The organism is Micromonospora sp. CNZ303 (assembly GCF_004345505.1).
Map to the genome: position 1 here is coordinate 379900 of NZ_SLVT01000002.1, position 14862 is coordinate 394761.

11 protein-coding genes are annotated in these 14862 nt (G+C 74.1%); 3 read left to right on the forward strand and 8 right to left on the reverse strand.

The window, feature by feature from the left end:
- The first annotated feature begins 76 nt into the window (after nucleotides 1-76).
- Nucleotides 77-4042 (forward strand): S8 family serine peptidase, encoded by a 3966-nt coding sequence (locus tag EV374_RS05115; RefSeq protein WP_132232032.1) that lies wholly within the window; start codon nucleotides 77-79, stop codon nucleotides 4040-4042.
- A 98-nt stretch (nucleotides 4043-4140) separates the two neighbouring features.
- Here EV374_RS05115 and EV374_RS05120 read toward each other — a convergent pair whose 3' ends face one another.
- From EV374_RS05120 to tmk, 6 genes are all read right to left on the reverse strand, one after another.
- Nucleotides 4141-5001: a regulatory iron-sulfur-containing complex subunit RicT gene (locus EV374_RS05120; protein ID WP_132232034.1), complete on the reverse strand. Its 861-nt coding sequence runs from the start codon at nucleotides 4999-5001 to the stop codon at nucleotides 4141-4143.
- Between the two features lie 80 nt (nucleotides 5002-5081).
- A complete protein-coding gene (locus tag EV374_RS05125) occupies nucleotides 5082-5768 on the reverse strand; it encodes a hypothetical protein (protein ID WP_132232036.1) in 687 nt (228 codons plus the stop codon).
- The gene (locus EV374_RS05130; RefSeq protein WP_132232038.1) at nucleotides 5768-6073 is read right to left on the reverse strand and encodes a hypothetical protein; all 306 of its coding nucleotides are present in this window, start codon (nucleotides 6071-6073) and stop codon (nucleotides 5768-5770) included. Before EV374_RS05130 ends, EV374_RS05125 begins: the two co-directional genes overlap by 1 nt.
- Nucleotide 6074: 1 nt before the next feature.
- Nucleotides 6075-6404, reverse strand: a complete 330-nt coding sequence (locus EV374_RS05135; protein ID WP_132232040.1) for a YbaB/EbfC family nucleoid-associated protein — start codon at nucleotides 6402-6404, stop codon at nucleotides 6075-6077.
- Between the two features lie 182 nt (nucleotides 6405-6586).
- Complete coding sequence (locus tag EV374_RS05140; protein WP_132232042.1) at nucleotides 6587-7858, reverse strand: DNA polymerase III subunit delta'; 1272 nt, start codon at nucleotides 7856-7858, stop codon at nucleotides 6587-6589.
- Nucleotides 7858-9921, reverse strand: a complete 2064-nt coding sequence (gene tmk / locus EV374_RS05145; RefSeq protein WP_486485606.1) for a dTMP kinase — start codon at nucleotides 9919-9921, stop codon at nucleotides 7858-7860. The genes EV374_RS05140 and tmk overlap by 1 nt, the downstream gene beginning before the upstream one ends.
- Before the next feature lie 331 nt (nucleotides 9922-10252).
- Here tmk and EV374_RS05150 point away from each other — a divergent pair, with 331 nt between their 5' ends.
- Complete coding sequence (locus EV374_RS05150) at nucleotides 10253-11461, forward strand: alanine racemase (protein WP_132232044.1); 1209 nt, start codon at nucleotides 10253-10255, stop codon at nucleotides 11459-11461.
- 61 nt (nucleotides 11462-11522) lie between these two features.
- Here EV374_RS05150 and EV374_RS05155 read toward each other — a convergent pair whose 3' ends face one another.
- Nucleotides 11523-12095, reverse strand: a complete 573-nt coding sequence (locus EV374_RS05155) for a TetR/AcrR family transcriptional regulator (RefSeq protein WP_132232438.1) — start codon at nucleotides 12093-12095, stop codon at nucleotides 11523-11525.
- 222 nt (nucleotides 12096-12317) lie between these two features.
- Between EV374_RS05155 and EV374_RS05160 the strand changes: the two genes are divergently transcribed.
- A complete protein-coding gene (locus EV374_RS05160; RefSeq protein ID WP_132232046.1) occupies nucleotides 12318-13634 on the forward strand; it encodes a D-arabinono-1,4-lactone oxidase in 1317 nt (438 codons plus the stop codon).
- A gap of 128 nt (nucleotides 13635-13762) precedes the next feature.
- Here the strand turns inward: EV374_RS05160 and EV374_RS05165 are convergent, their stop codons facing one another.
- Complete coding sequence (locus tag EV374_RS05165; protein WP_486485589.1) at nucleotides 13763-14725, reverse strand: DUF559 domain-containing protein; 963 nt, start codon at nucleotides 14723-14725, stop codon at nucleotides 13763-13765.
- Between the last annotated feature and the right edge of the window lie 137 nt (nucleotides 14726-14862).

Below are 14862 nucleotides of genomic sequence, written 5' to 3' on the forward strand. Positions count from 1 at the left end.
TGACGCCGGACCCGCTGCGAAGCTCCACGGGACGCATCCGTTCCCCCTGCGTACACCCCCTCGGAGAGGAATATTCATGTCGAGCCTGATCCCACGGCGATCACGGCGTGGCGGGGTCGCCTGCGGCCTCGCCGTCGCGGTGGCCGCCGCCACCGTCGGCGTCCCGGCACCCGTGACCGCCGCCCCGACGGTGGGCGAGCCGGGGCCGAACCCGACCGCCACGGCCACCGTGACCACCGCGACCGGCGACGGCCTCGAGGCGACCGTCACCCTGATCACCGGCCACCGGGTGCGGTACGCGGAAGGGGCGGACGGCCGGAGCAGCGCCACGGTGATCAGCTCGCCCGACGGCCCCGCCGCGACGGACGCGTTCCGTTCCTACTCGGACCCGACCGGGGTCTACGTCATCCCCCAGTCCGCGCAGGATCTGGTGGCCAGGGGCCTGCTGGACCAGGAACTGTTCGACGTGCGGTACCTGGCCCGCAACGGCTACGGCGACGATGCCGCCCAGTCGATGCCGGTGATCGTGAGCTACGGCACGGGTACGAGGGCGCGGGCGGCCTCCCCGGCGGCGCTGCCCGGCGCCACCGTGCGACGCGACCTGCCCAGCGTGGCCGGCGCCGGGTTGTCCGTGGACAAGGCCCGGGTCGCTGACTTCTGGACCGCGCTGACCGGCGGCGCCGACCGGGCCGCCGCTGCCCGCAAGTCGGCGGCGAGGAGCACCGGACCGTCGCTGGCCTCCGGGGTCGGCAAGGTGTGGCTGGACCAGAAGGTCAAGGTCGACCTCGCCGAGAGCGTGCCCCTGATCGGCGCGCCGCAGGCGTGGGCCGCCGGGCTCGACGGCAGCGGGGTGAAGGTGGCGGTGCTCGACACCGGCATCGACGCCGACCACCCGGATGTGCGGGGCAAGGTCGTGGGCTCGAAGAGCTTCGTGCCGGGCGTCGAGTCGGTGACGGACGGGCACGGCCACGGCACCCACGTCGCGGCCACCATCGCCGGGTCGGGTGCCGGCTCGGGCGGCGCGCGCAAGGGCGTAGCCCCCGGCGCGGACCTGCTCGTCGCGAAGGTGCTCAACGACGGCGGCAACGGCGACATGTCGTGGATCATCGACGCGATGGAGTGGGCCGCCACCAGCGGCGCGAAGGTCGTCAGCATGAGCCTCGGCGGCGAGCCCACCGACGGCACCGACCCGGCGAGCCAGGCGGTGAACCGGTTGACCGCCGAGACGGGCACCCTGTTCGTCATCGCCGCGGGCAACTCCGGCCGGGAGAACACGGTCGGCGCCCCGGGCGCCGCCGACGCGGCGCTGACCGTGGGCGCGACCTCCAAGACCGACCAGCTCGCCGACTTCTCCAGCCGGGGCCCCCGGGTCGGTGACCGGGCGATCAAGCCGGACATCTCCGCGCCCGGCGTGGGGATCGTCGCGGCCCGCGCCGCCGGCACCTCGATGGGCACCCCGGTCGACGACCGGTACACCTCGGCGAACGGCACCTCGATGGCCACCCCGCACGTGGCGGGCGCGGCGGCCGTGCTGGCCCAGCAGCACCCGGACTGGACCGCCGCCCAGCTGAAGCCGACGCTGATCGGCACCAGCAAGGACGCCGGCCACACCGCCTACGAGCAGGGCGCCGGCCGGCTCGACCTGGCCCGCGCGGTGCGTCAGCAGGTCACCACCGGCACCGTCAACGTCGACTTCGGCACCGTGTCCCCGAACACCGAGCCCCGGCTCGACCGGCAGGTCAGCTACCACAACCCCACCGCGCAGCCGGTCACCCTCACCCTCACCCCGGCCCTGCGCAGGATCTCCGGTGGCGACGCCACCGGTGCCCTGACCACCCCCGCCACGGTCACCGTGCCGGCCGGCGGCACCGGGCAGGTCACCGTCTCGCTCGACGCCGCCGGACTGGAGATCGGCAGCTACACCGGTTCGCTCGTGGCCACCGACGAGGCCACCGGGACCCGGCTGACCCTCGCGGTCGGACTGGTCCGGCAACCGCCGATGCGCACGATCACCACCCGCATCGTCGGTGTGCCCGGCGACCCCATCGCGATGGGCAACGCCCCCTGCGACTTCCGCAACCTGCGCGACGACACGTCCTACCTGGTCATGATGGGTGGTGTGCCGGGCCAGAACGTCATCCAGGGCGTCGGGTACGTCCCGGACGGCGAATACCACGTGAGCTGCTGGGGCGCCTACTGGGGCGACACCGAGGCGTTCCGCCACCAGGCCTGGCTGGAGAACCCGCAGTACACGATCAGCGGCGACGCCACCCTCGAGTACGACCTCGCCCGCGACCTGGTGGAGCTCGAGAAGATCGACACGCCGCTGCCGAGCGAGGCGGTGCACCTCGCCATGGGCAGCACCTTCTCCACGGCGTCCGGCCTGACCTACTCCAGCGTCTGGTACACCGGGCCGGGCCACGCCTACAGCTGGCGGACGCACGTCGTACCGACCCGGGCCAAGCCGACGATCGGCAAGTACGGGACCTGGTTCGAGCAGCTCCGCGCCGCGCCGGAGGCAACCACCACCGTGCACGGCAACGGCCGGCTGCGGGTGAACCCGACCTACCTCACCGACAGCGAGTTCGCGCCGAAGTTCGCCACCGACCAGCGGCTCCAGCTCGCCAGCCGGGCCGACCTGCTGGCCGGCCGGGACGTCAAGGGCAAGCTGGTGCTCCTCGACAGCCCGGCCAACAGCTGGTTCGTCGACGAGATCGAGCAGGCCGCGAAGGCCGGCGCGGCCGGCGTGCTCCAGTACTTCGTCGGCCGCGACGACATCGGCCTGCCCGCCCAGATCCCCCCGTACGACATCGTCAAGCCCCGGCTGCCGTTGCTCTGGCTCGACGGCGCGCAGGGGGCGAAGGTGGCGAAGGTGATCGCCGGGGCGAAGCGGCCGTACGTCGACATCGACGCGCAGCTCGTCAGCCCGTACCAGTACAAGTTGCGGCACCACACCGCCGACCGGATGCCGGCGAAGCCGGTCGACAGCGTCCGCCACCGCGACCTCGTGCAGGTGCGCAGCGAGCAGCACGCCCAGGTGCCGTCACCGCAGTACCAGACGAACGCGCACGAGGTCAGCCACACCTACGTCCCCGGGCAGACCTTCAGCGCCAACGCCGCGCACGACTACGACGTGCCGATCGCCCGCACCGAGTACTACAACGTCACCGGACCGGACGTCCTCTGGGCGCGGTACTTCACGGTAATCAACCGGGCCGACGGCGCCAGCCGCGGCACCGACCACGTCGGGACGTTCACCCGGCCGCTGTCCCGGACGGAGAAGATCCACCAGCCGCCGGTCGTGCTGGGCACCCTGCCGAGCCACCCGCCCCAGCAGCACACCTGCATGTCGTGCCGGGACGGGGACACCATCTACCTGCTCGAACGCTCGTCGTCGGCGGCGGACCTGACCAGCTCCGTCTCCGGGGCGCGGCGGGTGCAGGCGACGCTCGAACGGGACGGCGTCCGGATCACCCCGAACCCGCCGCCGGGCCGCGGGGGGAACTTCCTGCACTGGACGGTGTCTCCGGAGCCGGGCCAATACACCCTGCGGACCGTCCGCGAGGACCGGTTCTCCGGGCAGACGCTGGCGAAGCGGATCGCCACCGACTGGACGTTCCGCTCGGCCGGCGCGACCGGCACGGTACGGGAGCCGGCGCAGTGCTACACCGCGCAGATCAACATCGGCACGGGCGCGTGCGACTGGCAGCCGTTGATCCAGCTCGAGCACGACTTCGACCTGTCGCTCACCGACACCACGCAGGCCGGGCGGGCGTACCGGTTCGAGGTCACGCCGCACGCCGCGCCGAACGCGCCCCGGATCGCCGGGCTGCGTACCTGGGTGTCGTACGACGACGGGGCCACCTGGAAGCAGGCGGTGGTCGTGCCAGGTCTCGGCGGCAGCTACCACGCGCTGGTCGTGCACCCGAAGCTGGCGAAGACCACCGGGGCGGTCTCCGTGCGCACCGAGGCCTGGGACCGCTCGGGCAACCGCGTCGTGCAGACCATCGACCGCGCCTACGGCCTCACCGACGTCCGGTAGGCCTCTCCCCCGCACCCTGGTCGCCCTCCGCGTCTCCCGACGCGGGGGGCGACCCTCTTTTCACGTCGAGCGCACGTCAGCCCGTCAGGCGGGGCCAGTCACCTCTCCTCGGCTTCCACGACCGACTGGTCACGGCTCTCGTAGGCCTGCCGCGGCCCGCAGACCGAAGCGCGCGAGCAGGAACACCGGGAGCCGTCCGCGTCCATGCGTACGGTCACCGCGTCGCGTGGCACGCTGTGCCCCACCACCCGGCCCGGGCCCTCGGGCGTCGTCACCCGACTGCCCACCGCCGGGGCGGACTCCTGGAACCGCTGGTAGAGCGGGTGCTCGTACTTCAGGCAGCACATCAGCCGGCCGCACGCTCCCGAGATGCGCAGCGGGTTGAGCGGCAGGTCCTGGTCCTTCGCCATCCGGATGGTGACCGGCTCGAAGTCGGTGAGGAAGGTGGCACAGCAGAGGTCCCGGCCGCAGGAGCCGATGCCGCCCTGCACCCGCGCCGAGTCCCGGGCGGAGAGCTGTCGCAGCTCGACCCGGCAGTGCAGGGTGGCGCCGAGGTCCCGGACCAGCGCGCGGAAGTCCACCCGGTGCGGGGCGGTGAAGTAGATGGTGCTCCGCTCGCCGCCACCCTCGGCGGCGCCCAGCACGTGGTCGATCGCCACCACCTTCATCGGCAGGGCGTGCTCCCGGATCAGCCGCTTCGCCGCGACCTTGGCCTCGGCCTTGCGGCGGCGTACCGTCTCGTCGCGACGCAGGTCGTCCTCGCCGGCCAGGCCGGCCAGCCGGGGGAAGCCCTCGGTCTCCTCGGTGACCCACTGCGCCGCCCAGACGCACTCGGCCACCTCGGGCCCGTCGTCGGTCGGCACCAGCACCTTGTCGCCGACCTGGGGACGCAGCTCGCCCGGATCCAGGTAGTAGAGGCGCCCGTACCGCTGGAAGCTGACCGCGCAGAGCATGCCCATGCCTCACACCCTACGACGCGCGGGCCGGGGCGGCCGGGCCAGCAGTCGCCATCCGGCTACCGCGCGTGCACCCGGGTCCGTCACCAGCCGATGCGGGTGGGGGTGTCGTAGCGGGGGCGGTCGACCACCGGCGCCCGCCAGCGGGACTCGGCGAGGCTCGGCGCCCACTGGCGCAGCAGGGTCTCGGCCCCGTCGTACGCGACGCTGAGCACCGCCAGCACCCGCGCGGCGATCTCGGCGGCCTCGCTCCCGCCCGGACCGGCGGCAGCCCGGTGCCCCGGTGCGCCGCCCGGCGTCGACGTCGCGGCGACCACGGTCACCGCCTCGGCACACCGGAGGACGTCGGCGAGCGCCCGGGCCAGTGCGAGCCGGCTGCCTTCGACCCAGTCGGCGAGCGCGTCGGCGTAGCCGGCCGTCGATTCCAGCCGGCCGACCAGGCTCTCCGGCCCCTCGTCGAGGTGTCGCAGCAGGGCTGCCCGGGCCTGCCCGTAGGACGACGCGGCGGGGCCGGACCAGAGCACCGGGTCGGTCAGCACGGCGCAGGCGTCGTCGTAGCCCCGCATCAGGCGGCGCGCGGTGTGGCCGGCGGCGGCCAGCGGCGCCGGGTGCAGGTCGAGGAAGTTGCGGACGGCCTCGCCGGGAAGCACCTGCATCCGGCGCAGCAGCGGCCACACGCGGTGCCCCTCGGGGGCCCCTGCGGCGAGCAGCGTGTCGACCCGGCGGAGCAGGTCGAGGCCGGGCTCGGCGAGCCGGTCCAGCGCGTCCATCACGCCTCCCCGGTCAGCCGGTGGCGCGCGGCGCGGTCGACGTCCGCGTAGTGGTCGGCGGCGGCCCGCACGGCCGCCGCGGCGGCGGCCAGCCGCTGGGCGGCGACGTGCGCCTCCCGGGCCCGGTCGCCGGTGGCGGCGGTCCACTGCCGGTGCAGGGCCCGCCCGATCTCCCCGGGCCGGCCGGGGGCGTCGACGCCGAACGCGGCCTGCGCCGGGTCGCCGGCGGTGACCGTGCGGGACACGGCGGTCATGGTCTCGCTCGCCTCGTCGAGCCGGGCGGCGAGGGCGCGCAGGCTCTCCATCTCAGGCTCCCGCCAGCGGCCGGTAGGCGGCGAAGGTCTCGTTGTGCAGCTTCTCCCGGGCCCACTGGGCGGCGTCGGCCGCCGCGGTGACCGCCGCCTGCACCGAGCTTGCGACGTCGCGGGGGTTGCGGGTGTGCAGCGGGCCCAGGAAGCGCACGTCGGTGATCCGCCCGCCGGCGGTGACCACCACCTCGACCAGCCCGTCGGGCGATCGCACGGTGACCTCGACGGTCGACACCGCCTGGTCGAACTCGGTCTGGAGGGACTCGATCCGGCGGTAGCGCCGCACCGCCTCCTCGATCCAGGCCTCGTCGATCTCCCCCCGCGGCATCGGCGGACCCCTCCCGGAACAGGAAAATCACTGTGCGTGCCGCCACCGTCACGGCGGCACACCGGACCGTACCGCACAGCAATTGCGCCTGTCGATGCCTGTGGACAACCGGTCCGGCCGCCGGGACCCCGGGGGCGGGGTCGACCGCCGAGGCCCCAGCTTGGGCGGATCGGTCGGCGGGCTCAGCCCTTCCAGAGCGAGAGCATCATCGCCTCGACGGCGATCCGGGGCTTGACGTTCGCCTCGATCGCCGCCCGGCACTCCAGCACCGCCTCCAGGCGGCGCAGCGCTCCCTCGGCCTCCCACTTCTGCGCGCCCGCCCCGGCCAGCGCGGCGGTGTCCGTGTGCACCGGCGCGACGGGGGCACGCAGCGCCATGGTGAGCGCGTCGCGGTAGAAGCCGGCCAGGTCGACCAGCGCCCGGTCCAGCGCGTCCCGCTGCGCCCGGGTGGCCCGGGACTTCTGCCGCTTCTCCAGGTCCTTCAGCTGCCCGGCGGCGCCCCGCATCGCACCGGCCGCCCCCCGCCCGGTGCCACCGGCGCCGAGCGCGGTCTCCAGCGCCGCCCGCTCGGCCGCGGCGGCCTCCGCCACGGACGCCTCGGCCTCCGCCTCGGCCGCCTCGATCAGCGCCGACGCCGCGTCGAAGGCGGCACCCACGCCGGTCAGCCGGCGCGGCACCGCGAGCACGGCCTCCCGGCGCGTGCGCGCCTCCGGGTCGCGGGCCAGCCGGCGGGCCCGCCCCACGTGCCCCTGCGCCGCCGCCGCGGCCCACCGCGCCACGTCGGGCGCGACACCGTCGCGGCGCGCCAGCACCTCGGCCACCGCCTCCGGCGCCGGCTGCACCAGCGGTACGACCCGGCAGCGCGACCGGATGGTCACCGAGATGTCGTCCGGATGGGTCGACGGGGCGCAGAGCAGGAAGACCGTCCGCGGCGGCGGCTCCTCGATGGCCTTGAGCAGCGCGTTGCCGGCCGCCTCGGTGAGCCGGTCCGCGTCTTCGATGACCACCACCTGCCAGCGCCCGCCCGACGGGGTGCTGGCGGCGCGCAGCACCAGCGCCCGCATCTCGTTGACGCCGATGGAGAGCCCGTCCGGCACCACCATCCGGACGTCGGCGTGGGTGCCGGTCATCGTGGTGTGGCAGCCGGGGCACCCGCCGCAGCCGGTGCCGTACGCGCACTGGAGGGCGGCGGCGAAGGCCCGCGCCGCCACCGACCGGCCCGACCCGGGCGGCCCGGTGAAGATCCAGGCGTGCGTCATCCCCGCCCCCGCGTCGACGGCGGCTGCCGGCGGACCGCCGTCGGACTCGTCGGCGAGCGCGTCGAGCCCGTCCCCGGCGGCGTCGGTCGTGGGCGGGGCGGCGGCGCGCAGCACGGCGGACGCCGCGGCGGCGGCCCGGCGCAGCGTGTCGACCGCCTCGTCCTGCCCGACCAGGTCGGCGAAGACGTCGGGCATCAGGTCCGGTGCTCCATCGGTACCAGCTCCGATTCGGATAACTCCGGCTGCACCGACGTGTCCGGCCCGTGCGCGGGACGCGGGTGCACGATGCCGCCGGGGGCGCCGAACATCTCCTCGACCCGCCGGGTCACCTGCCCGGTGATCTCCTCGACCGGGCGGGACGCGTCGAGCACCAGGTAGCGCTTCGGGTCGGCGGCGGCGAGGTCGAGGAAGGCGTAGCGGACCCGCTCGTGGAAGGCGACGGACTCGGCCTCCAGGTGGTCGGCCGCCTCGGCGCGCGCCGCCACCCGGGCCAGGCCGGTGTGCGGTTCGACGTCCAGCAGCACCACCAGGTCGGGCTTGAGCCCGCCGGTGGCCCACGACGAGAGCCAGGAGACCTCGTCGACGGGGAGCGTCCGCCCCGCCCCCTGGTACGCCAGGGACGAGTCGACGTACCGGTCGCTGATCACGACCGCGCCCCGGACGAGCGCCGGCCGGACGACGGTGGCCACGTGGTGCGCCCGGTCGGCGGCGTAGAGCAGCGCCTCGGCACGCGGCGACGGTACGTCGGAGCCGGGCGCGCCGAGCAGCAGCGACCGGATCCGCTCGCCGACGGCGGTGGCCCCCGGCTCGCGGGTCACCACCACGTCGCGCCCCTGCCCGCGCAGCCGCTCGGCGAGCGCGGCGAGCTGGGTGGACTTGCCGGCGCCCTCGCCGCCCTCGAAGACCACGAAGAGGCCGGCGGAGACGAACGGCTCGGCCGGCATCAGCGGGCGGCCCCGGATCGAGCCCCAGAGGTCGGCCAGGACGGGAACGCCCTTCTTGTCGTCCATCTGCCCGAACGCGCTGATGCCGGCGAAGATGCCGGCGGCACCGGCGGCGAGCAGCAGCAGTCGGGTCGAGGAGATCGACACGCCCAGGTCGGCCAGCTCCAGCCGGCGCGAGCCGCCGACGCCGGCGAGCAGACTGCTGAGGCCGATCGCGAGGATCAGCACCAGCCGGGTGCCGATCTGCACCACCGCGAAGACCCGGCCGCGCACCTCGTCGGCGATCTCCCCGCCGAGCAGGGTGGTGCCGGAGAGGAAGGCCATGCCGGCGCCCGCGCCGACGAGGATCGCGCCGACCATCGCCATGGAGAGGTGGATGGCGAAGGCCAAGGCCATCACCGAGGCGCTGGCCAGCACGATGCTCATGCCGAACCAACGCCGCCGGGACATCTCCTTGACGATCATCGGGCCGAGCCCGATGCCGAGCGCGAGGCCGACGAAGATGGCGCCGAAGAGCAGGTAGAAGGCGGCGTCACCGGCGCCGAGCGAGGTGGCGAAGAACTTGGCGGTGCCGATCACGATGCCGCCGCCGGCGAACGCGCCGAAGATGCCGAGCACCAGGCCGCGGACCAGCGGGGTCTGGCCGATGTAGCGCCAGCCCTCCTTGAACTGGCGCATCATGCTCTGCTCGGTGCGGTCCGTCTCGGCGGACTGCCCCTGGCTGATCTCCTTGATGCCGTACGCCACCACCAGCGCGGTGGCCAGCCGGGAGAACGCGTTGAACCAGAGCGCCAGGTCGGCCGGCGCGGCCCAGTCCGGCGTCGAGCCCCCGGTGGCCCCCCGCACGATGCCGTCGAGCGCGGCGAGGATCAGCGCGGCGAGGATGGGGGTGAGGCCGTACGTGGTGATCAGCGTGAGCTGGTTGGCGGCCTCCAGCCGGGCGCGCGGGATCAGGTTGGGGACCGCGGCCTCCTTGGCCGGGATCCACAGCAGCGTGATCGACTCGATCAGGAAGGTGGCGATCGCCGCCCAGCCGACCACGACCGGCCCGCTCGCCCCGAGCAGCGCGACCAGCGGGATCGAGGCGAAGAGCAGGAAGCGCAGCACGTCGCAGATGACCATGGTCCAGCGCCGGTCGAACCGGTCGGCGAACACGCCGGCGACCGGGCCGAGCACCAGCGCCGGCAGCAGCCGGATGGCGATCACGCCACCGAACGCGGCGCCCTGAGCGGTGCTGCCCTCGACCTGGGAGGCGGCGAAGACGCTGGTGGCGAGCAGGCCGAACCAGTCGCCGAAGGAGGCCGCGCCGAGCACGATCCAGAGCCGGCGGAACGGGGTGATCCGCAGCACCGAGCGGATGGCGGCGTAGCCGGAGTGGTCCGGGCCGGGCTTCTCGGCGCCGCCGGGCTTGGTCGAGGACGACGACACGCCGGGCGACTCGCCGTTGAACTGGCTTTCGATGGCCGTACCTCCACGTGCCGGCCCATCGCTGGGCAGTCCCGGTGGAACACTCTAGACCCGGCGGGGACCCACCCCGCCGCGACATTCTCCTGTTCGCCGAGCCTAGGCCGCCGCGGCCACCGCCCGCAGCCCGGACAGACGCGAGGGTATTTCGCATTGCCTCCCAGACAGTTAGCGTGCACACGTGGCCATCGAAAGCGACAAAATTCGTGACCGCCTCGACCGGGCGACCGCGCACCTCGACCCGCCGTACGCCGTCGTCGACCTCGCGGCCTTCGACGGCAACGCCGCCGCGCTGGCAGAACGGGCCGCCGGCAAGCCGGTCCGGATCGCCAGCAAGTCGGTCCGCGCCCGGGACCTGATCGGCCGGGCGCTGGGGCGTCCCGGCTGGCGGGGCGTGATGGCCTTCACCCTGCCCGAGGCGCTCTGGCTGGTCCGCGCCGGCGTGACCGACGACGCGCTGGTGGCGTACCCCACGGCCGACCGGGGGGCGCTCGCCGCGCTCGCCGCCGACCCGGCGCTCGCCGCGGCCGTCACGCTGATGATCGACGGCACCGACCAGCTCGACCTCGTCGACGCCGTGTGCCCGCCCGGGCGCCGCCCCGAGCTGCGGGTCTGCCTCGACCTGGACGCCTCCTGGCGACCGCTGGGCGGGCGGGTGCACGTCGGGGTGCGCCGCTCGCCGGTGCACAGCGCCCGGGCCGCCGGCGCGCTCGCCGCCACCGTCGCGGCCCGCGCCGGCTTCCGGCTGGTCGGTCTGATGGCGTACGAGGCACAGATCGCCGGCCTCGGCGACGCGCCGCCCGGACGGGCGGTGCTCGGCTCCGCGATCCGGCTGGCCCAGCGCGGGTCGTACCGCGAGCTGCTGGCCCGCCGGGGCGCGGCGGTGGCCGCCGTACGCGAACACGCCGACCTGGAGTTCGTCAACGGCGGCGGCACCGGCAGCGTGGCCGCGACCAGCGCCGACCCCGCGGTCACCGAGGTCACCGCGGGATCGGGCCTGTACGGGCCGACGCTGTTCGACGCGTACCGCGCCTGGCGCCCCACCCCCGCGGCGGCCTTCGCCTGCGCGGTGGTCCGCCGCCCGGGGCCCGGCCTTGCCACCGTCCTCGGCGGCGGCTGGACCGCCTCCGGCCCGGCCGAGGACAGCCGGCTGCCCCGGCCGTGGCTGCCGGCGGGCCTCAAGCTGATCGGCACCGAGGGGGCCGGCGAGGTGCAGACCCCGCTGGCCGGCGCGGCGGCCGACGCGCTGCGGGTCGGCGACCGGGTCTGGTTCCGGCACGCGAAGGCCGGCGAGCTGTGCGAGCACGTCAACGAGTTGCACCTGGTCGAGGGGGATGCGGTCGTGACCACCGTGCCCACCTACCGGGGTGAGGGCCACGCCTTCCTCTGATCCACGCGCCCGGCGCACCCCGGGCCGGCCCCGCCCGGTCCGGGTGCCGGCGCGGCCCTGGTCAGCCGGACTGGTTGGCCTCGGCCGGGGCGTCGACCTGGCGGTGCAGGTACTCCCGGATCAGCGCCTTCGCCTCGACCAGGACCCGGTCGTCGCCCTCGGGCAGCCGGCGGAACGCCAACTTGATCAGCGCGTCGGCCGCCTCCACGGCGATCTCCAGGTGGAACCGGAGGTCGGGGACGTCGAGCCCGAAGCGCTCGGCGAGTACGCGGGCCAACTGGTCCGCGATCACGCCGTTGTTGTCCCGCTGCTCGTCGAGCAGATGCAGGTCGACCACGTCGCCGAAGTGCAGGGTACGGAAGCCCGGAACGGTGCGGTGCATCGTGATGTACTCGTCGATGCCCGCGTCGACCCCGTCCCACCAGTGGGTCAGGTCGTCGGAGGCGAACCGCTCGTCGAGCCGCTGGAGGTAGGACTCCATCGTGCGCAGGGTCAGCGCCTGCACGATCGCCCGCTTGTCCGGGAAGAACTGGTAGACCGACCCGATCGCCACCTCGGCACGCTCGGCGAGCAGGGTCGTGGTCAGACCCTCGTACCCCACCTCGTCGACGAGTTCTGCACAGGCGTCCAGCATCCGCTGGACCCGTGCGACACTTCGACCCTGCACCGGTACGCGGCGCAGCGGCCCGGCTGTGGCGGCTGGTGTGGACACTCGCCACCCCCCTTCGACGGATGAACATATCTGCACGTCACGGGTTCGTGACTACCGGTACAACGAGCAAACCTCGATTGCGGTATTTACCTGCGACAACGTTGCTGATATGAAGTCAGTTCACATTCATGTGGAGGAGTGCGCATGGCCGGTACCGCACCGCCCACCCTGGCAGCCTGGTCCAACTGGGCCGGCAACCAACGCGCCACCGCCACCACCATCCTGCGCCCCGCATCCCTCGCCGACGTCACCGAGGCCGTCCGCGCCGCCGCGACGGCCGGGGACCGGATCCGGGCGGTGGGCAGCGGCCACTCCTTCACCGGCGTCGCGATCACCGACGGACGACGCATGGAACTGACCCACCTGGACACCGGGGTACGCGTCGACGCCGACCGTCGACTGGTCACCGTACCGGCCGGGATCACCCTGCGCGCACTCAACGAACTGCTCGCCGCACACGGCCTGGCACTACCCAACCTGGGCGACATCGACGCGCAGACGATCGCCGGCGCGATCTCCACCGGCACCCACGGCACCGGCGCCGCCTACGGCTGCCTGTCGACGTTCGTCGAGGCGCTCACCCTCGTCACCGGCACCGGCGAGGTGCTGCGCTGCTCCGCCGACGAGCACCCCGACGTCTTCGCCGCCGCCCGGGTGTCGCTGGGCGCGCTCGGGGTGCTCGTCGAGGTGACCCTGCGCTGCGTGGACGCCTTCGTGCTGCGCGCCCACGAGCGACCGGCGCCGCTGGCGGCCGTGCTCGACGAGCTGCCCGAGCTGATCGACAGGCACGACCACGTCGAGTTCTACTGGTTCCCGTACACCGCCCGCGTGCAGGTCAAGGCCAACGACCGGGTGCCCGACGACGACCGGCCACTGCCCCGGTGGCGCGGCTGGCTGGACGACGAGTTCCTGTCCAACACCGTCTTCGCCGGGGCCTGCCGGCTCGGCCGCGCCGTGCCGGCGCTCGCCCGCGGCATCAGCGCCGTCTCCGCCCGCGCGCTCACCGAACGCCGCTACACCGGCCGCTCCGACCAGGTCTTCTGCACCCCGCGCCGGGTCCGCTTCATGGAGATGGAGTACGCCCTGCCGCGCGACGCCCTGCCCGAGGCGCTCGACGCGCTGCGGCGGATCGTCGACGGGCTGCCGTTCAAGGTGCTCTTCCCGGTCGAGGTGCGCTTCACCGCCGCCGACGACATCTGGCTCTCCCACGGCTACGGGCGCGAGTCGGCGTACGTGGCCGTCCACCAGTTCGTCGGCATGCCGTACGAGCCGTACTTCCGGGCCTTCGAGCAGGTCGCCGCGAGCCTGGGCGGCCGGCCCCACTGGGGCAAGCTGCACTGGCGCGACGCGGAGTCGCTCGCGACGGCCTACCCCCGCTGGGCCGACTTCCAGGCGCTACGCGCCCGCCTGGACCCCCACCACCTCTTCACCAACCCCCACCTCACCCGAATCCTCGGCTGACCCACCCCCACCCGACCCCACTCGGCCGCCGCCTGCGGGCGAGCGCCGCTCGCGAGAGCGAGCGCCGCGATCTTGGCAAGAGGCGGCCCCTGGAGGGGCTGGGAGCTGCCAAGATCTCGCTGCGTGCGTCAGCCCGGCCAGCCCGCTCTGCGCAGTGCCGTACGGAGTTGGGCGATGACCTCGGCCGGGTGGGCGCGGAGGGCCCAGGACGGGAATCGGAGGACGCGATCCCCGTCGGCCCACAGGTCGTTCTGACGGCGCATGTCGGCCCAGGCCGCACGCGGGTCGAGATGCTGACCGCCGTCGATCTCGACGTGCACCCTCCACTCCTCGAAGTACGCGTCGAGGTAGCGGCGCCGTCCTGTGGCGTCGTACCTGATCTTCTGCCGAGTGGGTTCGGGCAGCGCGGCGCGGCGCGTCAGAGTCAGGAAGTCCAACTCGGCCAGGGAGTGCGCCCCGCCGCCCGCGTCCGTGGCGACGCTCAGGATCAGTTTCCGGCGACGCAACCGCGGCATCCGGTCGAGGACCTCGCGCAACTCCTCCTCGCACACGATCCGTTGCTGGAAGCCTGCCGCGACGATCGCCCGGGCCTCCGCGTCGGTACGCGCCCACTGCGCCGCGTCCACGACCGACCGGGCGGGCATCGTCCGACGTGGCTGCCCGACCGCGAGCACGTCCCGCTCCGGCAGATGGGTCGTCCGGTGCGCCACCACTCGTTGCGGCAGCTCTCGCCGCCGGCCAGCCGGCAGCAGGAGGTGGATCGCCAGGTCCGAGAAACCGCGCAGCCCTCCCGCCTGGGCGGCGGTGAGCCCACCGAGCACCGCGCCCGGCCCGGCAGCCAGCACCGCGATCCACCGGAGCTGGGCGGGACCGATCGGCCCGTTGTGGGCCACGAAGACGGCACGGTGGACGTGTCGCCACCGTCTGCTGGTCACCCGGTGCCGGATCGCCTTGTGGGACAGGTGTCGCAGCGCCTGGTCGAGGCTGATCACCTCGTCCTGCCGAAAGAGCAGCCAGGTCAACTCGTCGGCGTCGTCGCCAGGCACCGCCCGGCCCAGGGCCGCCGGGGATTGCGTGAAGCGCGGTCTCACGCCCTCCACCCTGCCCACGCGGCACCGCCACGCGCCGCCCCTGTGGACAACGCAAAAGATCTTGGCAGACGGTGGCCCTTCGAGGGGCCTGGACCTGCCAAGATCTCTTGCGGCGACCGCCAGCCGGCGAGCGAGCC

What these genes read in the sequence shown, in the direction of transcription:
- EV374_RS05115 (WP_132232032.1), top strand. Translation starts at nt 77, where the DNA reads ATGTCGAGCCTGATCCCACGGCGATCACGGCGTGGCGGGGTCGCCTGC.
- EV374_RS05120 (WP_132232034.1), bottom strand. Translation starts at nt 5,001, where the DNA reads ATGGGCATGCTCTGCGCGGTCAGCTTCCAGCGGTACGGGCGCCTCTAC.
- EV374_RS05125 (WP_132232036.1), bottom strand. Translation starts at nt 5,768, where the DNA reads ATGGACGCGCTGGACCGGCTCGCCGAGCCCGGCCTCGACCTGCTCCGC.
- EV374_RS05130 (WP_132232038.1), bottom strand. Translation starts at nt 6,073, where the DNA reads ATGGAGAGCCTGCGCGCCCTCGCCGCCCGGCTCGACGAGGCGAGCGAG.
- EV374_RS05135 (WP_132232040.1), bottom strand. Translation starts at nt 6,404, where the DNA reads ATGCCGCGGGGGGAGATCGACGAGGCCTGGATCGAGGAGGCGGTGCGG.
- EV374_RS05140 (WP_132232042.1), bottom strand. Translation starts at nt 7,858, where the DNA reads ATGCCCGACGTCTTCGCCGACCTGGTCGGGCAGGACGAGGCGGTCGAC.
- EV374_RS05155 (WP_132232438.1), bottom strand. Translation starts at nt 12,095, where the DNA reads ATGCTGGACGCCTGTGCAGAACTCGTCGACGAGGTGGGGTACGAGGGT.
- EV374_RS05160 (WP_132232046.1), top strand. Translation starts at nt 12,318, where the DNA reads ATGGCCGGTACCGCACCGCCCACCCTGGCAGCCTGGTCCAACTGGGCC.